Source organism: Stutzerimonas kunmingensis (genome assembly GCF_021432085.1).
Lineage (GTDB): Bacteria > Pseudomonadota > Gammaproteobacteria > Pseudomonadales > Pseudomonadaceae > Stutzerimonas.
In genome coordinates, this window is the sequence record NZ_CP090366.1 from 117446 (window position 1) to 135681 (window position 18236).

Annotated in this window: 16 protein-coding genes; all 16 read right to left on the reverse strand. The window is 63.7% G+C overall.

The window, feature by feature from the left end:
- Positions 1-1509 carry a sigma-54 interaction domain-containing protein gene (locus LW136_RS00605; protein ID WP_102820033.1) on the reverse strand — a complete coding sequence of 503 codons (1509 nt, stop codon included), beginning with the start codon at positions 1507-1509 and terminating at the stop codon, positions 1-3.
- 10 nt (positions 1510-1519) lie between these two features.
- A complete protein-coding gene (tssH, locus tag LW136_RS00610) occupies positions 1520-4111 on the reverse strand; it encodes a type VI secretion system ATPase TssH (RefSeq protein ID WP_234174413.1) in 2592 nt (863 codons plus the stop codon).
- Positions 4112-4123: 12 nt separating this feature from the next.
- A complete protein-coding gene (tssG, locus tag LW136_RS00615; protein WP_234174414.1) occupies positions 4124-5131 on the reverse strand; it encodes a type VI secretion system baseplate subunit TssG in 1008 nt (335 codons plus the stop codon).
- On the reverse strand, positions 5095-6885 hold the full coding sequence (gene tssF, locus LW136_RS00620) for a type VI secretion system baseplate subunit TssF (protein ID WP_234174415.1): 1791 nt from the start codon (positions 6883-6885) through the stop codon (positions 5095-5097). The genes tssG and tssF overlap by 37 nt, the downstream gene beginning before the upstream one ends.
- 54 nt (positions 6886-6939) lie before the next feature.
- Positions 6940-7302 carry a hypothetical protein gene (locus tag LW136_RS00625; protein WP_234174417.1) on the reverse strand — a complete coding sequence of 121 codons (363 nt, stop codon included), beginning with the start codon at positions 7300-7302 and terminating at the stop codon, positions 6940-6942.
- Positions 7289-7924, reverse strand: a complete 636-nt coding sequence (locus LW136_RS00630) for a DUF2931 family protein (protein WP_101275408.1) — start codon at positions 7922-7924, stop codon at positions 7289-7291. Before LW136_RS00630 ends, LW136_RS00625 begins: the two co-directional genes overlap by 14 nt.
- Positions 7921-9840, reverse strand: a complete 1920-nt coding sequence (locus LW136_RS00635; protein WP_234174419.1) for a PAAR domain-containing protein — start codon at positions 9838-9840, stop codon at positions 7921-7923. Before LW136_RS00635 ends, LW136_RS00630 begins: the two co-directional genes overlap by 4 nt.
- 11 nt (positions 9841-9851) lie before the next feature.
- Positions 9852-10259 (reverse strand): type VI secretion system baseplate subunit TssE, encoded by a 408-nt coding sequence (gene tssE, locus LW136_RS00640; RefSeq protein ID WP_003303358.1) that lies wholly within the window; start codon positions 10257-10259, stop codon positions 9852-9854.
- A 4-nt stretch (positions 10260-10263) separates the two neighbouring features.
- A complete protein-coding gene (tssC, locus tag LW136_RS00645; protein ID WP_023444045.1) occupies positions 10264-11742 on the reverse strand; it encodes a type VI secretion system contractile sheath large subunit in 1479 nt (492 codons plus the stop codon).
- A 26-nt stretch (positions 11743-11768) separates the two neighbouring features.
- Positions 11769-12275, reverse strand: a complete 507-nt coding sequence (gene tssB, locus LW136_RS00650; protein WP_234174421.1) for a type VI secretion system contractile sheath small subunit — start codon at positions 12273-12275, stop codon at positions 11769-11771.
- A 17-nt stretch (positions 12276-12292) separates the two neighbouring features.
- Positions 12293-13855 carry a type VI secretion system protein TssA gene (gene tssA, locus LW136_RS00655; protein ID WP_042927626.1) on the reverse strand — a complete coding sequence of 521 codons (1563 nt, stop codon included), beginning with the start codon at positions 13853-13855 and terminating at the stop codon, positions 12293-12295.
- A gap of 359 nt (positions 13856-14214) precedes the next feature.
- The gene (locus LW136_RS00660; RefSeq protein ID WP_234174423.1) at positions 14215-15117 is read right to left on the reverse strand and encodes a D-hexose-6-phosphate mutarotase; all 903 of its coding nucleotides are present in this window, start codon (positions 15115-15117) and stop codon (positions 14215-14217) included.
- A 100-nt stretch (positions 15118-15217) separates the two neighbouring features.
- Positions 15218-15907, reverse strand: a complete 690-nt coding sequence (locus LW136_RS00665; protein ID WP_046617413.1) for an ABC transporter permease — start codon at positions 15905-15907, stop codon at positions 15218-15220.
- The gene (locus LW136_RS00670; RefSeq protein ID WP_046617414.1) at positions 15904-16599 is read right to left on the reverse strand and encodes an ABC transporter permease; all 696 of its coding nucleotides are present in this window, start codon (positions 16597-16599) and stop codon (positions 15904-15906) included. Before LW136_RS00670 ends, LW136_RS00665 begins: the two co-directional genes overlap by 4 nt.
- Positions 16600-16662: 63 nt before the next feature.
- Positions 16663-17418 (reverse strand): ABC transporter substrate-binding protein, encoded by a 756-nt coding sequence (locus LW136_RS00675; protein WP_023444040.1) that lies wholly within the window; start codon positions 17416-17418, stop codon positions 16663-16665.
- Positions 17419-17432: 14 nt separating this feature from the next.
- On the reverse strand, positions 17433-18206 hold the full coding sequence (locus LW136_RS00680) for an ABC transporter ATP-binding protein (protein WP_221103598.1): 774 nt from the start codon (positions 18204-18206) through the stop codon (positions 17433-17435).
- Positions 18207-18236: the final 30 nt, after the last annotated feature.

Below are 18236 nucleotides of genomic sequence, written 5' to 3' on the forward strand. Positions count from 1 at the left end.
TTAGAGATCGGCCGGGCTGATATTCAGCCGTTCCATGCGATACAGCAGCGTGCGCCGTGGCAGGCCTAGTTCGCGGGCGGCCTGGCTCTGGTTGCCGCCGTTCTTGCGCAGGCAATCCATGAGCAGGCTGCGTTCGACCCGCTCCATGCGCTCGCGCAGGTTCAGGCTGCTGTCCAGGCTCGCTTCGACATGCAGGTTGAAGTGTTCCGGCAGCAGCTCACCGCCCTCGCAGAGCAGCACGGCGCGCTCCACCAGACCCTTCAATTCCCGCACGTTGCCGGGGAAGGCATAGCCTGCCAGACGTTCGAGCGCGGCGTCGGACCAGCGACACAGATCGCGCTGGAGGAAGGCGCAGGCCTTGTCGGCGAAATGCCGGGCCAGGCGCAGGATGTCCTCTTCACGCTCGCGCAGCGGCGGCAGTTCGATGGGGAAGTGCGAGAGGCGGTAGAACAGATCCTCGCGAAACAGGCCGTTCTCCACCTGGCTGCGCAGGTCACGGTGGGTGGCGGCAACGACGCGCACGTCGACCTTGTGGGTTTCGGTGGAGCCCAGCGGGCGCACTTCGCCTTCCTGCAGCACGCGCAGCAGCTTGGCCTGCAGCAGCAATGGCATGTCACCGATTTCGTCGAGAAACAGCGTGCCGCCGTTCGCCGCATCGAGCAGGCCGCTGCGGTCGCGGTCGGCGCCGGTGAAAGCGCCCTTGCGGTAGCCGAACAGTTCGCTTTCCAAGAGCTGCTCAGGCAGCGAAGCGCAGTTCTGCACGATGAAGGGCTTGCTACGGCGGAAACCGCAGTCATGGATGGCGCGCGCCACCAGTTCCTTGCCGGTGCCGGTTTCTCCGGTGAGCAGCACGTTGACCGGGCTGTGCAGCACCTTGCCGATCAGCTGGTAGACCGTGCGCATGCGCGGGCTGTCGCCGATCAGGCCGTAACCGCTGGCGCAGGGGCTGACCGGTGCGGCGGGCGGCGCGGTGCTGCCGGGTGAACGCAGGCGCTGGAGCAGATGCAGCTGGGCGAGGCCGAAGGCGCCGAGTTGGGCCAGCGAGCCGCTGAAACCGTGCAGCTCGCGCGACTCGGTACTGGCCGTGAGCAGCAGGCCGGCGACGCGCTGTTGCTCGTCCTGCAGCGGCAGGCAGAGCAGGCTACGCCACGGTTTCGGGCTATCCGGCAGGAAACCCGAAGCATGCAGGCTGCTATCCAGTTCGCTGAGGCAAAGGGTCTGGTTCTGGCACAGGCAGTATTGCAGCAGCTGCTCACCGTCATAATCGCTCGGCAGACTGGTGGCTTCGCGTGGCTGCAACAGGCCGTTGTGCCACTCGGCCGAGAGCGTCAGGCGGGTATGGGTGGCGTCCAGCAGATAGAGCTGGCTGAGCTGGCAGTCGCTCAGCTGCGCCGCGGTTTCCACCAGCCCACCGAGCAGGCTGTCGGCGTTCGCCGCGCGCGCCAGTTCGGCGAAGCGGCCCAGCAGGGCCTCGGCATAGCGCAGCGGCTGTGGCACCTGATTGAACATTGCGGACATCTCAGGCGAACTCACAGACCAGCGCGCCGTCGCCATCCAGCGTGGCATGCACCCGCTGCAGCGGCTCGCCACTGGCCATGGCATCGAGCAGGCGGTCCACCACCAGTGGTTGCAGGTGCTGCTCGATCAGATGGTCGATCAGGCGCGCACCGCTGTCGCTATCGCAGCAGCGCTCGGAGAGGTGCGTGACCAGCGCCGGGCAGTGGCTGAGCTGCAGCTGGCGACGCTGCAGGCGCTCACCGAAGCGTGCCAGCTTGAGCGCAACCAGCTCGTCGAGCACCTCACCAGCGATCGGGTAATAGGGCACCACGCGCATGCGCCCGAGCAGGGCCGGCTTGAAGTGCTGCGACAGCTGCGGACGGATGGCCAGTTCCAGGTCCTCGGCCGTCGGCCGCTGCCCGGCGCTGCAGAAACTGGCGATGCGCTCGCTGGCGAGGTTGCTGGTCATCAGGATCAGGGTGTTGCGGAAGTTGATCTCGCGGCCTTCGCCGTCATTCGCCACGCCCTTGTCGAAGATCTGATAGAAGACGTTCATCACGTCTGGATCCGCCTTCTCCACCTCGTCGAGCAGGATCACCGAGTAGGGTTTCTGCCGCGCCGCTTCGGTGAGCATGCCGCCTTCGCCGTAGCCGACGTAACCCGGAGGTGCGCCGATCAGGCGGGAAACGCTGTGTTTCTCTTGGAACTCGGACATGTTGATCACGGTGAGGAAGCGCTCGCCGCCGTACAGCAAGTCGGCCAGGGCCAAGGCAGTTTCGGTCTTGCCGACGCCGCTGGGGCCGACCAGCAGGAACACGCCCACCGGAGCGTCGGGCTTGTTCAACCCGGCCGCTGCCGCGCGCATGGCACGATCCAGCGCTTCCACGGCCTGCTCCTGCCCGCGCACCCGGGCGCGCAGATCAGCGGCGAAGTTGGCGACCTGTGTGCTGTGCTCCCGGGCCAGCTGCGCCAGCGGCACGCCGGTCCAGTGGCTGATCACCTCGGCCACCAGGCGCGGACAGACCTCATGGCTGACCAGTCGCTGCTCGGCCTGGGCTGCGGCGAGTTCGGACTGCACGGCGCGCAGCTCGGCCTCCAGCTCATCGAGCGATGTGGCCACGTCGTCCTCGATCGCAGCGCCGCGGGCTTCGGCCGTGCGCTTGCGCAGGTCGAGCAGGCGCTCGGCGAGCTGGCGCTGCTTGGACCAGCGAGATTCGAGCAGCTCGATCTCGCCCCCCGCCACGATCAGGCGTTGCTCCAGCCGCTCCAGGGCAGCCGTGTCGACCGGCAGGCCGGCGGCCAGATCACGGCGCATGGCTTCACGCTGGCGCTCGCCTTCAGCGATTTCGCCACGCAGACGTTCCAGCGCCTCGGGCGCGGCGGCGAGGCTGATGCGCACCCGCGCGCAGGCGGTATCCAGCACATCGACGGCCTTGTCCGGCAGCTGCCGGCCGGCCAGGTAGCGTGCCGACAGTTCGGCGGCGGCCGTGACCGCATCGTCGCGCAGGTAGATGCCGTGGCTCTTTTCATAGACCGGCGCCAACCCGCGCAGGATGGTGACGGCTTCCGGAACGCTCGGCTCGTGCAGTTGCACCGGCTGGAAGCGCCGGGCCAGCGCCGGGTCCTTCTCGAAGTATTTCTTGTATTCGCTCCAGGTTGTCGCCGCGATGGTGCGCAGCTCGCCGCGTGCCAGGGCCGGCTTGAGCAGGTTGGCCGCATCGCCACTGCCGGCCTGGCCACCGGCGCCGATCAGCGTGTGCGCCTCATCGATGAACAGGATGATCGGCTTGGGCGAGCCTTTCACCTCGTCGATCACGCCCTGCAGACGGCGTTCGAATTCGCCCTTCACGCTGGCGCCGGCCTGCAGCAGGCCGAGGTCGAGGCACAGCAGCTCGACGCCCTTGAGTGCCGCCGGCACTTCGCCGGCGGCGATGCGCAGTGCCAGGCCTTCGACGATGGCAGTCTTGCCGACCCCGGCCTCGCCTACCACGATCGGATTGTTCTTCCGCCGCCGGGCAAGGATGTCGATCATCTGGCGGATCGCCGAGTCGCGGCAGAGCACCGGATCGAGCTTGCCGTCGCGGGCCTGCTGGGTGAAGTTGTGGGTAAAGCGCGCCAAATTGGATTCGCCACTGGCTGCCGGCTTGCCGTTCGCAGTCTGCGGCTGCTGGCTGAGGGCGAACTCGCGCAGGCGCTCGGCATCCAGCCGGGCCAGCGATGGCTGGTAATGACTGCCGGCATAGCGCAGCGGATTGCGCAGCAGCGCGAGAATCAGCGCGGCCTGGTCGATCTGACTCTGGCCGAGTTCCAGGCTGGCCACCAGCAGGGCATCCTGCAGCCATTGCACCAGCTCGGTGGAAAAGACCGGGTTGCGCGACTCGCTGTGCTCACCTCGCGGTTGCAGCGCCTGCGCCAGTGCGCCGGCGTCCACCTCGGCATCCAGCAAGGCTCGCTTGAGCAATCCATCGGGACGCTCGAGCAGGCCGAACAGCAGATCCTCGACGAGAATCTTGCTGCCGCCACGTACCACGCAGCGTTCGGCGGCGCCTTCCAGATCGTGCTTGGTCTCGGCGTCCAGCGCCTGTACCAGCTGTTGCAGATCGACATTGATCATTTTTCATCTTCCTTAATGGGCCTGGCTGCCGAGAGTGACCAGGCCGTCGGCGCATTCGCGTCCGAGCCAGCTGGTCCAGCCGAGGCGGCAGTTGTTGTCGGCGCCGATGCGCAGTTCACGGATCTCGTCCGGGCGAAGCTCCAGGCGCAGGTCGTAATCCAGCGGATCGCGCAGGGTGAAGCGCACCAGCGCACAGAGCGGCTGGTAGCCGCTGCCGATGGGCAGGAATTCGTGGAAGCGATTCCAGTCCAGCTGGCGGATATGGATGCGGAACTTGCCGCCGCGGTCGCGGACCCGCTCGCCGAGCACCAGGCTCTCGCCCAGCTGGCTGTTGGCCTGGCTGAGGCGGTTGCGTTGTTCGCCGAGGATTTCCACCTGGCGCTCCAGGCATTGTTCGATGTTCAGCTCGGCGTGCTTGAAGTAGTAGCGCAGCACCGATTCGATCAATGCCGCCGAGTGCGCGCGCAGGCTGAGCAGGCCGAGATAGGGCAGCAGGCGCTTCCAGTTCAGCTCCGGCGCGTTGCGGATGGCCTCGCCGCTGAGTCCGACCAGAGCGAACAGCTGCTCCGAGAAAGGGTCATGGGCGCCGCTGGTGAAGCGGGCCCGGTAGCGGTATTTCTGCCAGATCGGCAACAGCAGGCGCTGCAGGCGGTTGTTGAACAGGTCGAGAAAGTCGCGGGTCGGGTTACCGTCCTCGCTGTCGCCAAGTGCCTGTTCACCGTAGAAGGCCGGTAGCGGCGAGCCGGCGCCGAACAGGCTGACCAGGTTGATGCGCAGGCGCGCGCGCCACTCGCCGTGCTCCTGGAAGAACTGCACCTGCTCGATATCACTGCCGGGAAAGCCCAGGCTCGGGTTGGCCTGGAACTCCAGGCGCTCGTAGAGCGACTCTTCGTCCAGGCCAGGGTTGAGCTGGCGCAGGCGATCGAGCACCAGCAGCACGCCCTGGAACAGGCTGTACTCGCGGATGCCGCGGTTGAGCGGTCTCAGAGCAGCGGTTGCTGACCCATGCGCGGCGTCCATTGGTACACCTCTCCCTGTGTGCTCTGCACGCGCAGCTCGTGATACGAGTTGAGGCTGGCGTAGAGGGCGAAGAATTCGTTGAGCACCGAGGCGAAGAGGAACAGGTCGCCCTCACCGATGAAGCCGTCCTGGTTCATGGTCAGTTCGGTACGTACGCCGCGCACCGGCAGCCCGCGATGCAGGCGATCGACGTGCTGGTGGGCGATGTGAGTCAGGCCGCCGAGGCGCCGCCGGCTGACGTTCTCGGCGTGCTTGTCGTAATAGCGCGGCAGGTCGTAGGTCTCGAGGATCACCTTGAGCGCCTCGACGTTGGCCAGCGACAGGTAGTTCAGCGACATGTTGCTGATCAGCTTCCACAGATAGTCACGCTGCAGCGGCGGCGCGTAGCTCGGGGTGACCGCCGAGATGTTGCGGAAGCTGAGGAATTCCGGCGTGTCTTCGCAGGGCTTGCAGATGTCGCCGAGCTTCAGCTGGCGCGGCAGGTTCTGGTTGGTACAGGTCAGCTCGATGGACAGCGTCTCGTGCTGGTCGAGGTTGCGCAGTCCGAAGCTGAGCCAGGTTTCCTGTCCTTCTCCGAGCAGCGAAGGTTGCTGGCGCACGCTGTAATGCGGCCGCGCCACCGGCACATCGAAGCTGGCGTCGTGCTCGAAGGATTCGAACGGCACGTATTCCTCGTAGCCCATGCCGCCGGGTTTCCAGCCGGTCACCCGATCCACCGAGAACACACCGCACTGCTGCGAATCGTACTCGGCGGGTAACAGCAGGTACTGGTCCTGCTTGCCGTCCAGGCGGATCGGGATGGCATCGTGCGGGAACAGGTTGACCACCGGCGTGCAGTACAGGCACACGTTTTCCAGCGTCGGACGTATGCGCTGCACGCCGGCCTTGTGAATGTCGAAGCGCAGCTCCAGGCCGCGGGCCTGCTTGAGCAAATCCTCGGGGATGCGCTGGATGACCTCCAGACCCTTGAGGTCGACGAAGAGAAATTTGTCCGGGAAGGCGAAATATTCCTGCAGGTAGCGATAGCCGCGGAATGTATTGAGCGGGTAGGGGATCAGCGCCTCATCCTCGGCGAATCCCACCGGCTCGACCTGCTTGGCGTTGAGCTGCAAGGGCGTCAGCGGCCGGCCATCGGAGCCGGTCAACGGTTTGCCCTGGTCGTCCAGCGGCACCAGCTCGATGCCACCCAAGTGGCGCAAAAGGCTGAGGTAGAGCAGTTGACTGATGTAGGGCTCGCCCGCCAGGTGCAGGCGCAGATGACTGAGGCCGATCTCGCCGAGATGGCCATCGGCGCTCATCTGCAGGCGCAGGCTGAGCAGCGCACCGGTGCCCTTGACCGAATACTCCAGCGCCTGCAGCGCCAGAGGCAGCACCTCGGTGGCGTAGGCGGTACGAAAGCAGCAGCTGACGCCCTGCACCGGATTGGATTCCACCGGCGTATTGCGCGGCACCGTCAGCGCCGGGCCGGGGCGCTTCAGCGGATCGAACTGCAGCATGCTGAACGCAGGCAGCGGGCGCATGTAATTCGGCCACAGCAGATGCATCAGCGAGTGAGTCAGCTCCGGCAGCTCGTCATCGAGCTTCTGCCGCAGCCGCCCGGTGAGAAACGCGAAGCCTTCGAGCAGCCGCTCGACATCCGGATCGCGCCCGGCCTGCCCGAGGAACGGCGCCAGCGCCGGGCTGCGCTCGGCGAAACGCTTGCCCAGCTGGCGCAGGGCAGTGAGCTCGCTCTGGTAGTAATGGTTGAAAGACATGTCTAACGATTCATCCTTGTCGTTTCGTGTCCGGCGCGCTTGCGCGGCGGTCTCCTAGCGTCGGCGGTAGCATCCCGTGGAGGTGTCCATGTTCACGAGCAGACAGTTGCCGTGTGGCTTCAGCCTCATCTTGTCGAAGAAGGCCCTCGGCCCTCGTTCGCGCAATTCGACTTGCCCGTCCACCATTACCCAGCGCCCTCGACCCTGGATGTCGAGGCTGCCGTAGTAGAGCACCGCCTCGAACGTGCCTTGCTCATGGAGCAGCAGCTGCGAGCCCATTTCCACCACGCCGACCAGTTCGTAGCGCCCGGCCAGTTCGCGCAGCGGCGGGGAAGTGTTGGTGCAGGCGGCCAATATCAGCGCGAGGGCCGCGAGCGCCAGGCGGGCGCAGCGTGAGGAGGGTTTACCACGAGCCATAGGGCACCCCGTGTTGCTCGATATAGGCCTTGGCTTTGTCCGAGAGTGGACGATGTTCTCCGTTGGATTTCCCGCCGTACGGCCCGACCTTGCTGATGGCCGCTTCGAAGCGACCTATTTCGATGGATTGCAGGCAGGGTCCGCCTACCCAGGCCTTGGCGATGCCTCCAGGGGCCACGCCGATGGTTATAACCCTGCGATACATCCCTTCGACGACTCTTTTCTCGCCACGGCAGTAAGGAGCCTGAGGCTTGAGCATCTCCTCACGCACCCATTCGGGAACATTGATGCGCACGTTATAGGTCTGCGGTTCGACCAGTGATTGCCAGCGCACAAAAATGATCTCCGGTAGGTCGATGCCACGTAGGCCCTTCCCGGCGGTTCCGGCCGGATGCGATGGCCATCCGGTTACGACGCTTGCATAGGATGGCACGCCGCCACCGACTCTTTCGTAAGCCAGCCCACGGCGGTCGATTACATCCACGCTCTCCACCCAGACTTCCATATGGTCGGGTGCGATAACGCCTGCATACCAAGTGTCAAACGGCAGTCTGGGTTGGGCTTGGCTGCTCGCGCATCCACTGAGCAGGACGAATGCGCAGGCGAGAAAGAGACTCTTCATTCGGGATAGCCTTGCTGTGGCTGGTTGTTGTAGATCAGACGGACGTTGGGTGCTGGCTTGCTGATAAGCAGACCGCCAGAGGGCTTCCAGTTCGCTGACAGGTGGATGTAGTTTCTCCGAAGCAAGCGTTCTTCATTTTTATCCAGGCCGTAACGGCCTCCTTTGGAAAAAGCCATCAGCTTATCGGCAATTTTCTGAAGCTCCTCGGGCAGTGCGGTTGCTCTTTCTCTTTCATCGATGAAGTCGAAAGGAACTCCTTGCTGCACTGCTAGTTCCCGCATCACACGCAAATACACCAGCGCCAACTCGCCGCGTATCTGACGGTCAATAGTTACCAGGCCTAATACCCAGTCCTCCGGTGGATGGTTGACGCCGCGGGGGTTGAGTTTGCGGATGCGGCGAACCTCTTTTTTAAGCTGATCTTCCGGTAGCCCGAGAGCCATCCACTTCTCGTATTGACGGCTGGTTTCACGCCAGGCGTGCGTGTTTTCAATAGACGTCCCAGCGGGCACCGTGGAGCTGACAGGACGACTCAAGATCAGCTTTTCCCGGGCAATCGGAAGATAGCCACCACCGATATCCGAGTGCGCGCCGGGAAGGGCTATCTCCTGGTGATGCGGAGCCACGCTATTGAGCGCGAAGTTCCAGCGCATCTCATCACGAGCCGTGAGCTGGACTACCTTGCGTGCGCAACCCGGAGGCAGGTACAGGTTGACGCCTGGATTTAGGTGGTCCGCAGGGCTGAAGTCCCACCTCATTGGGTCGGCCACGGCTGCTACCGTATCGAACAGCCCGATAAAGTTGATGCAGGCGTGGCCGCTCCATTCGAAGTCTTCTGACAGCCCGAACTGGCCTGGGCGCAGGAGGCCAGCCAGCACCCCACCGTTGGCTTTGAGCAATTCATTGGCGAAATGGCGAGCTGCTGCTGCGCCGCGGCTGAATCCGAAGATATCGAATTCCAACGCGTCGACCTGCACTTCGGGATTGCTTTCCGTAAATAGGCCCAGCTGTAGGCTGATCGTGTTGGGGCTCTGCATCACCCGGGCTACTACGCCGGTATCGCCCATCCCAGTAGCTTGCCCGTATACCGAATCTTCCTCGCCGCTGCTGGTGCCGATGCCTTCGAGATACGCCTTGATGCTGGCGCTACGCTCGTCCTTAGCCAGGCTCCGGGTCGCATCGTCCTGGTACAGGTCGAACAACCGCGCTACGTTGCTCGGCGCGTTGCCGTAGCTGTTGTCCGGTGTCTGGGTAAAGAAGCCGTTGCCTTCGCTACCGCCGAAACCATGCGCCCTACAATACTCGACGACCTCCCCGAGGGTGCGCTCGTCCAGCAGGGTCAGGTCGTCCTGACGACACTTTTCGGTCACGGCAGCATTAGCCAGGTTGTTGCCGGTGCCATCGAAGAACACGCCGATTCGCAGGGTGATGCCCTGGCGCGCCTGTTGCTGCGGCTGATCGACCAGCTCCTCTTCTTCGTCTTCTTCTTCCAGGCCCAAAGGCGCTAGGTCCCCCGGCTCTTCCTGCCAGGCGCGGGCCACCGGTGCAGATGAGCGAAAGGCCTCGGCGGCAGCGGCCGCTGCAGTAACTGTCTTGGCAACTCCAAGGACGGCAGGCGCGAGGAAGGGCGCCGCGCTATGGCTGCTGCCGATGACCACCGTACCCGAACCGGCGGTGACGACATTGCCGTGGTTACCCACACTGCCCACCACCGCCGCCGGCTTGCCGTCGATCAGCACATTGGGAATCACGGCGCTGGCCATTGCGCCGCCGCAGGCGGAGGCGTCGCCCATGCGTGCGGCCGGCAGGCCGTCGAACAGCACGTCGGGTGAGCCGACGGCGATGGGGTTGGTGCCGTGGCCCGTCTTCGGGCAGGCGGTAGGATCGCCGAGGCGGGCTGCGGGTTTGCCGGACATCCGTTGTCTCCTTACTGGACCTTGACCTGTCCGCTGCCATCCAGGCTGGCGGAAAAGCTGACCTGGCGCTTGAGGCCATCCACTTCCAGCAGGCCTTCGATGGTGAAGGCGAGGGTCAGTGGATCGTGGGTGCGCGGCAGCGACAGCACGCGCACCTGGGTCAACCTGGGTTCGTACGCTTCGATGAAACGTTCGATGGCGATACGCGCCTGCTGCAGCGAGTCGTGCAGCGACAGGCGCATATCGTTGAGATCGGGCAACCCGTAGTCGGGCAGCGTCTGCACGCTGCCCGCTCGGGTGCTGAGCATCTTGGCCAGATGGGCAGCCACCGAGGCCATCGCCGCGACTTCGCGGCTCCAGCCAGAGCGCCGTGCGGCGTCACCGCCGAGGCGTTCGAAGAGGCTGCCGTATCCGTTCAAGTGCTTATTCCTTGTCCAGCTTGCCGACCAGCGACAGGGTGAAATCCGCGCCCATGTATTTGAAGTGCGGACGCACGCTGAGGCTGACGCGGTACCAGCCCGGTTCGCCCTCGACGTCGCTGACGTTGACCTGGGCGGCGCGCAGCGGACGACGGCTGCGTACTTCGGAGCTCGGATTCTCCTGGTCGGCGACGAACTGGCGGATCCACTTGTTGAGTTCCAGTTCGAGGTCGGTGCGCTCCTTCCATGCACCGATCTGCTCGCGCTGCAGCACCTTCAGGTAGTGCGCCAGGCGGTTGACGATGAACAGGTAGGGCAGCTGGGTGCCGAGCTTGTAGTTCAGCTCGGCGGTCTTGCCTTCCTCGCTATTACCGAAGAACTTGGGCTTCTGCGCCGAGTTGGCGGAGAAGAACGCGGCGTTGTCGCTGCCCTTGCGCATGGTCAGGGCGATAAAGCCTTCCTCGGCCAGCTCGTACTCGCGACGGTCGGAAACCAGCACTTCGGTTGGGATCTTGGTCTCGATCTCGCCCATGCTTTCGAAATGGTGCAGCGGCAGGTCTTCCACTGCTCCGCCGCTCTGCGGGCCGATGATGTTCGGGCACCAGCGGAACTTGGCGAAGCTGTCGGTCAGGCGGCTGGCGAAGGCGTAGGCGGTGTTGCCCCACAGGTAGTGTTCGTGGCTGCCGGCGACGTTTTCCTTGTAGACGAAGCTCTTCACCGGGTTGTCTTCCGGATCGTAGGGGTTGCGCAGCAGGAAGCGCGGGACGGTCAGGCCGACGTAGCGGGCATCTTCCTGTTCGCGGAAGCTCTGCCACTTGGTGAACTGCGGGCCCTCGAAGTGATCCTTCAGGTCCTTCAGGTCCGGCAGGCCGGTGAAGCTTTCCAGACCGAAGAACTTCGGGCCGGCAGCGGCAATGAATGGCGCGTGGGACATGCTGGCGACGCTGGCAACGTACTGCATGGTCTTGACGTCGGGTGCGCTGGGATCGAAGAAGTAGTTGGCGATCAGCGCACCGACCGGCTGGCCGCCGAACTGGCCGTACTCGGCGGTGTAGATGTGCTTGTACAGGCCGGACTGAACGATCTCAGGGCTGTCTTCGAAGTCGTCGAGCAGGTCCTGCTTGGAGGCGTTGAGCAGCTCGAGCTTGATGTTCTCGCGGAAGTTGGTGCGATCGACCAGCAGCTTCAGGCCGCGCCAAGAGGACTCCAGGGCCTGGAACTGCGGGTGGTGAAGGATCTCGTCCATCTGCTGGCTGAGCTTGGCGTCGATCTCCGCGATCATGCGGTCGACCATGGCCTTCTTCACCGGCTCGTTTTCGTTCTGCGGCTTGAGCAGTTCTTCGATGAAGGCCGAGACGCCGCGCTTGGCGATGTCGTAGGCCTCGTCGTCCGGGGTCAGGCGGGTTTCGGCGATGATGCGGTCGAGGATGCCGCCTTCGGCGAGGTGGTTGCCGTGCTCGACGGCGGCTGCGCTAGTGGTCATGTAGATGTGCTTCCTTGTCGGTGATATCAGGCGTCCAGCTTCTCTTTGGCCGCCAGGCCCAGTTCGCCGAGTACGCGGTCACGCGAATCGTCGTCGGCGAGTACGCTTTCGATGGCCTTGCGGAAGGCCGGGGCGTTGCCCAGCGGGCCTTTCAGGGCGACCAGGGCGTCGCGCAGTTCCATCAGTTTCTTCAGCTCCGGGACCTGCTCGACCAGATTGGCCGGGTTGAAGTCCTTCATCGAATTGATGCGCAGCTGCACGGCCAGCTCGTCATCGGTCTGCTCGTCCTGCAGACGGTTCGGCACGCCGAAGGTCAGGTTCAGCTCCTGCTTGGCCAGGACCTCGTCGAAGCTGTTCTTGTCGATGGCGATGGGCTTGCGGTCGTCGATCTTGCGATCGTCGGCGCGCTGGGTGAAATCGCCCAGAACCATCAGCTTGAGGGGCAGCTCGACCTCTTCCTGAGCATTGCCGGTGGCCGGCTTGAACGTGACGTTGATGCGTTCCTTGGGTGCAACCGAGCCTTCTTTGGCCATGGTGTTCTCCTTTGCGGTTAATCCAGCACCACTTCGAGATCGAGGTGGCACAGCCTGCGGTAAATCTCATCCTTGCTTTCACGCACGGCGTGGTTCTGCGGCAGCAGCTCGCAACAGCTGTGCAGCAGGCGCAGTACCTCGAGGGCGAGATCGGGTTCCCAGCTGCCCAGGCCACTGGCTTCGAGCTGCTGGTCGAGTGCTTCGAGCTGGGTTTTGGCCAGCTCGTATTTCTTGGCCTGGTAGCACAGGCGGGCGAGGCTCAGCTGCCAGAAGAAGCGCTCGCGGCCACCACGGGCGCGCGCCAGGCCCTGTTTGAGCTGTTGCACTGCGGGCTTGAGGCCGTCCTTGCGCAGTAGCGGCACAGCTTCCTGCAGCGCGAGCTCCCAGCTCGGTTGCAGGGTGCCGGCTACGGGCGGCTCCTCCTGTCTGGCGGCCGTTGTCGGCTGCACATGGGGCATGACCTGGCCACTGATCCAGGCACGGGTTTCGGCATCGGCAAACGGCGTACCATCGTGAAAGCACAGCTCTTCCAGACGCGGTACGCGTTGCAGGAACAGCGCGAGCTGGATCTCCACTTCGCGCATGGCCTGCGCGGCGTCCAGCTCCTGCAGGCACTCCCAGGCCAGGCGCTGGCCGTCCAGCCAGAACGGCGCGCGCGCGGTGCTGTTTTCCAGGTCCACCAGCAGGTCGGCGTACTGCCCTTGAGCGAAGCGTTCGCGGTAGCTGGCGAGCTTGTCGGCGGGTACGCCACGTAGCGCGGTAATCTGCTCGCTGTTGTGCTCCGGCAGGCTGTCGATGCTCAGCCAGAGCAGGGTTCGCGCGAGGCGCAGGGGGCGCAGATCGCTGGTGCGCTGCTTGAGCCACCAGGCGGTCAGTGGGCGCGCCTGCTCCTGCAGGTTGCGCACGGCCTTGAGCGCTTCCTTGTCGTTCTCTATCGGCGAGCCGGGAGCGAAGACCTGGCTGGCGACCTGCTTGACCTGGGCAATGGCCGCCCCCACCGTACCTGGCTGCGCCTGTCCCTGACTGGCGCGTTTGACCATGCCGTCGAGCTGGCGGCACAGCGGCAGCAGCAGCGGTGCGTCTTCGCCCAGATGGCCGGACAGGCACTGCTCCAGCGCATGCAATTGCTCGGCGAGGCTGCGAAACAGTGGCAGCTGTTCGCCAACCGGCACGTCTTCGGAAAAGGTCTGCTCCAGGCGCGGCAGCAACCAGTTGATCGCGGCGGCGCGGGTGCGTGGCTTGCGTGGATGCAGTTCGGCCCAGTGATTGCTGCACAGGTACTGCAGCAAATTCAGCCCCGCCTGTAGCCCGGCGAACGACTCGCGCTGGAACAGGCTCCATGTGAGCCAGGCGGCGGCGCGCAGATCCTTGGACAGCGAAGCGAGCAGCACTTCGCTGCCTTCGCGGACCTTCTGCCAGTCGATGCCGGTGGTCTGATGCAGTGCCCCGGCCTTGGCAAGTTCAGCCTCGAGCAATTCGAATTCGCTGCTGTAGCGAATGTCGTCGCCAGCGAAATTGCTGTCATTGACCGGCTTTCTGGCAAGTTCCAGATAATGCTTGCTGAGTGCGCTGGCGTGCATTGGGTCTTCCGTGACGCTCAAGTTCGATCCGTGAACTTTGAAACATGCCGCCAATATCAAAAGCGGAACGTTTCCGAGAAAAGGGGTGCGCAACTTCTTGCACACCGTCCTTGCGCAACAAATTGAACAGGGCCTTATGGGGTGGGCATCCTAGACGTGGGGTATGTGTCGTTCAAGGCGAGAAGTGTGATCTCCGTTGCAGCTGGGAATATTAAGCAGCTGGCGACGGAACTAATTCAAAACGGGGGATTAAGTTGCCTTTGTATAACAACTTACTTCGTAGGAAATATACCGGTTGCTTGTAAGAGAATACTTACGTGCAACTTTCTACCCGGTCACAGAATTGGGAGTGATTAATGTTATAGGCCGCTGGAAGTTGCCGATATGGACACAGCCAGGGTGTGGCGCTGACCCGGCTGGAGCACCACCGCGTCGTCCAGCACATTGGCCGTCTCGATGCACAGCATCCGCTGCCAGGCATCGTCGGCGAAGCTCGTCAGACGCTGTGCCTTGTCGATCCACGGATTCCATAACACGGCGGACATCGACCCGCTGGTGGTCAGTCGGATGCGCCGCTGCCACGCCGGATCGACAAGATTCAGGGTGGCCGGCAGCTGCTGGTAGACACGATCGGTTTCGCCGCTGAAATGCAGGTCGTCCTGTTGCTGGCATTCTTTCCAGCTCAGCAGCGTGTCGATGTATGGGCAGCCGGCGAGGCCCTCCACACGCACCTGATGGATGTCGCTGACGGCGAAGTAGCTGTGCAGCGCCTGACTGATGGCAACGCTTTCGTCGCCGTCGTTGCGGCTGCTGAGGCTGAGCTGGAGATCATCGGCGAGGCGAATCCGCAACGTCAATTCGACCCGGTGCGGCCAGCCCGGCAGTGCGTCGAGCGCCTGCGGGCAGTGGAACTCGAGAGTCGCCGTATCGCCTTCGCCGTGCTGCTTCCGCAATTGCCAGGGCAGGGCGCGCACCAAGCCGTGGAAGGGCGCGGGTTGCTCGCCGTGGTAGCTCGCCTGGACCTCTTGTGGGTTGCGCGCCAGATCGCCGAACCACGGCCAACACACGGGTACGCCTCCGCGTACCGATTGGCCCTGTTCGAAGGCGGCCTCCTCGCTGAGCCAGATGATCGGCGGCGCATCGCCCTGGCGATAGCTGAGGATCTGCGCGCCCTGTTCGGCGATCAGCAGTTCGTCCTCACCGCGGCGTACTCGCCAGCAGGCGAGCTGGTTCATTTCGATGCGTTGGATATCGACAGGCATGGGGAATCTCGTAAGGGTTCGGGATCTGCGTCTGACCGCAGAGTGAAGGCGGGATTCAGAAAGGGTCACTGCCTCCTTGCGCAAGGAGGCAGTGCGGGAATCAGCGTCCCTGGCAGGCGTCGACCCGCAGCCAGCGCTCCAGCAGTTTGAAGCCCTGCATCAGCACGAAGGCGATCAGCAGATAGATCAGGCCGGCGGTGAGGAACATTTCCTCGTGCAGGTAGGTGCGGGCGGCGATCTTGCGCGCCATGCCGGTCAGTTCCAGCAGCGTGATGGTGCTGGCCAGGGCGCTGGCCTTGAGCATCAGGATCACTTCGTTGCTGTAGGCCGGCAGGCCGATGCGCGTCGCGCGCGGCAGGATGATGTGCAGCAGAGCCTGCGCCCGTGACATGCCCAGCGCCCGTGCGGCTTCGACTTCACCCGGCGGCACGTTCTGGATCGCTCCGCGGATGATCTCGGCGATATAGGCGGCGGTGTGCAGGGTCATGGTGATGATCGCGCACCAGTACGGGTCACGCAGGTACGGCCAGAGCGCGCTTTGGCGCACGATTTCGAACTGCGCCATGCCGTAGTAGACCAGGAACAGTTGCACCAGCAGCGGGGTGCCGCGGAAGAAGAAGATGTAGCCATAGGGCAGCGCGCGTATGGCCAGCAGGCGGGAGGAGCGGGCAATGCCCAGCGGCACGGCGAGGATCAGCCCGGCGACGACCGAAACACCGACCAGTTGCAGCGTCAGCCAGGCGCCTTCGATGAAGCTCGGCAGCCACTTGATGAAGATTTCCCAGGTCATGCTGCGCTCCGCACGAAGCCACGGCCGGCACGTTTTTCGAGGAAGTGCATGCCGATCATGGCGACGATGGTCAGGCACAGGTAGATGAAGGCCGCGACCAGGAAGAAGGTGAAAGGCTCCTTGCTGGCGGTCACGGCGATCTGCGAGCGGCGCATGATCTCTTCCAGGCCGATGACGGATACCAGTGCCGTGTCCTTCATCAGGATCATGAACAGATTGCCCAGACCCGGCAGCGCCAGGCGCCACATCTGCGGCAGGATCAGCCGCGTGAAGATCTGCCGTTTGCCCAGCCCCAGGGCCAGGCCAGCCTCACGGTGTCCCTTAGGAATGGCCAGCAGCGCCCCGCGGAAGACTTCGGTGGCGTAGGCGCCGAAGCACAAACCAAGGGCGATGGTGCCGGCGGCGAACGGGCTGAGGGCCAGGTTCTCGATGCCGAACAGCTCGCCGATACCGCGAATCAGGCTGATGGTGCCGAAATAGATCAGCAGTACCCAGAGCAGTTCGGGTACGCCGCGCACAATCGTCGAATAGGTGCCGCCGAGCCAGCGCAGCGCGCTGTAGGGCGAGGTCTTGGCGAGAGCGCCGAGCAGACCGAGCACCAGCCCCAGCGCCAGGGAGGCGAGGGCCAGTTGAATGGTCATCCAGGTGCCGGCGATAAGCGCCGGACCGAATCCGTGAAGGTCAGGAATCATAGAAGCTCAAACACCGAAGCCCGGTCGGCCAGTTTCAGGCGACCGGGCTTCGGCTCGGTTGGATCAGTAAATGCTGAACGGGAAGTACTTGTCGTTGATCTGCTTGTAGGTGCCGTCAGCGATTATCTCGGCCAGCGCCTTGTTCAGCTTCTCACGCAGCTCGTCGTTGCCCTTGCGCACGGCGATGGCGATCTTGTCGTCATCGAATACCGGCTCGCCCTTGAACTCGAAGCCCTTGCCAGCATCGCTCTTGAGCCATTCCCACTGCACGAAGGTGTCGGCCAGGATGCCGTCGACGCGGCCGGAGGCCAGGTCCAGATAGGCGTTTTCCTGAGTGTCGTAGAGCTTGATGTCGACCACGCCGTCCAGGTTGTCTTCCAGCCAGGTACCGGCGATGGTCGCGCGCTGGGCGCCGATGACCTTGCCGTCCAGGTAGTCCTTGTCGGTCTTGAAGTCGGTGGACTTGGGCGCCACGAACTGCAGCTTGTTGGTGTAGTAGTGGTCGGTGAAATCGACGGCGTTCTTGCGCTCTTCGGTCACCGACATCGAGGCGGCAAGGAAGTCGAACTTGCCGGCATTCAGCGCCGGGATGATGCCGTCCCAGTCCGAGGTGACCACTTCGCACTCGGTCTGCATCTTGGCGCAGAGGGCGTGGGCAATGTCGAGGTCGAAACCGACCACCTTGCCGCTGGCATCGATCAGGTTGAAGGGCGGGTAGGCGCCTTCGGTACCAATCCGTAGTTTTTCCGCGGCGAATGCCTGGGTGCCGATGATCAACGATGCAGCAGCGGTCAGCAGGATCTTCTTATAGCTCTTCATGCGGTGTTGCTCCATTAGCGATGGCTGGACATGAATTGTTTACAGCGCGCCGATTGAGGATTGTCAAATACCTGCTCGGGCGTTCCTTGCTCCTCGACCAGGCCCTGGTGGAGGAATACCACTTCGCTGGATACCTGCTTGGCGAAATTCATCTCATGGGTGACGAGCAGCATGGTGCGGCCTTCTTCGGCGAGCGACCGGATCACTGCAAGCACTTCTTGTACCATTTCCGGATCGAGCGCCGAGGTGGGCTCGTCGAAGAGGATCACTTTTGGCTGCATCGCCAGCGTCCGCGCAATGGCCGCGCGCTGCTGTTGACCGCCGGACAGCTGGTTGGGATAGACGTGGCGCTTGTCGTCGATACCGACCTTGGCCAACAGCGCCTCGGCCACTTCGGTGGCTTCGGCCTTGCTCTGGCCGAGCACGCGGCGCGGCGCCTCGATGATATTGTCGAGGATGGTCATGTGCGGCCAGAGGTTGAAGTTCTGGAACACGAAACCCAGTTCGCTGCGAATCCGATTGAGCTGCTTGCCGTCGGCGGCGACCAGGTCGCCCTGCTTGTCGCGCTTGAGCTTGAGCTGCTCGCCGGCCACCAGAATCTCGCCCTCATGGGGGTTTTCCAGCAGGTTGATGCAGCGCAGAAAGGTGGATTTTCCGGAGCCTGAAGAGCCGAGGATGGAAATCACATCGCCATCGCGGGCGGTCAGCGAAATGCCTTTGAGAACTTCCAGATCGCCGTAGCGCTTGTGCAGGTTGCGGATTTCCAGTGCAGGGATGGCCTCGGCCATGAGGGGTCCTCTTACAGACCGGCGAAGGCC

Coding starts and splice junctions, on each gene's coding strand:
- LW136_RS00605 (WP_102820033.1), bottom strand. CDS start 1,509: ATGTTCAATCAGGTGCCACAGCCGCTGCGCTATGCCGAGGCCCTGCTG.
- tssH (WP_234174413.1), bottom strand. CDS start 4,111: ATGATCAATGTCGATCTGCAACAGCTGGTACAGGCGCTGGACGCCGAG.
- tssG (WP_234174414.1), bottom strand. CDS start 5,131: ATGGACGCCGCGCATGGGTCAGCAACCGCTGCTCTGAGACCGCTCAAC.
- tssF (WP_234174415.1), bottom strand. CDS start 6,885: ATGTCTTTCAACCATTACTACCAGAGCGAGCTCACTGCCCTGCGCCAG.
- LW136_RS00625 (WP_234174417.1), bottom strand. CDS start 7,302: ATGGCTCGTGGTAAACCCTCCTCACGCTGCGCCCGCCTGGCGCTCGCG.
- LW136_RS00630 (WP_101275408.1), bottom strand. CDS start 7,924: ATGAAGAGTCTCTTTCTCGCCTGCGCATTCGTCCTGCTCAGTGGATGC.
- LW136_RS00635 (WP_234174419.1), bottom strand. CDS start 9,840: ATGTCCGGCAAACCCGCAGCCCGCCTCGGCGATCCTACCGCCTGCCCG.
- tssC (WP_023444045.1), bottom strand. CDS start 11,742: ATGACCACTAGCGCAGCCGCCGTCGAGCACGGCAACCACCTCGCCGAA.
- tssB (WP_234174421.1), bottom strand. CDS start 12,275: ATGGCCAAAGAAGGCTCGGTTGCACCCAAGGAACGCATCAACGTCACG.
- tssA (WP_042927626.1), bottom strand. CDS start 13,855: ATGCACGCCAGCGCACTCAGCAAGCATTATCTGGAACTTGCCAGAAAG.
- LW136_RS00660 (WP_234174423.1), bottom strand. CDS start 15,117: ATGCCTGTCGATATCCAACGCATCGAAATGAACCAGCTCGCCTGCTGG.
- LW136_RS00665 (WP_046617413.1), bottom strand. CDS start 15,907: ATGACCTGGGAAATCTTCATCAAGTGGCTGCCGAGCTTCATCGAAGGC.
- LW136_RS00670 (WP_046617414.1), bottom strand. CDS start 16,599: ATGATTCCTGACCTTCACGGATTCGGTCCGGCGCTTATCGCCGGCACC.
- LW136_RS00675 (WP_023444040.1), bottom strand. CDS start 17,418: ATGAAGAGCTATAAGAAGATCCTGCTGACCGCTGCTGCATCGTTGATC.
- LW136_RS00680 (WP_221103598.1), bottom strand. CDS start 18,206: ATGGCCGAGGCCATCCCTGCACTGGAAATCCGCAACCTGCACAAGCGC.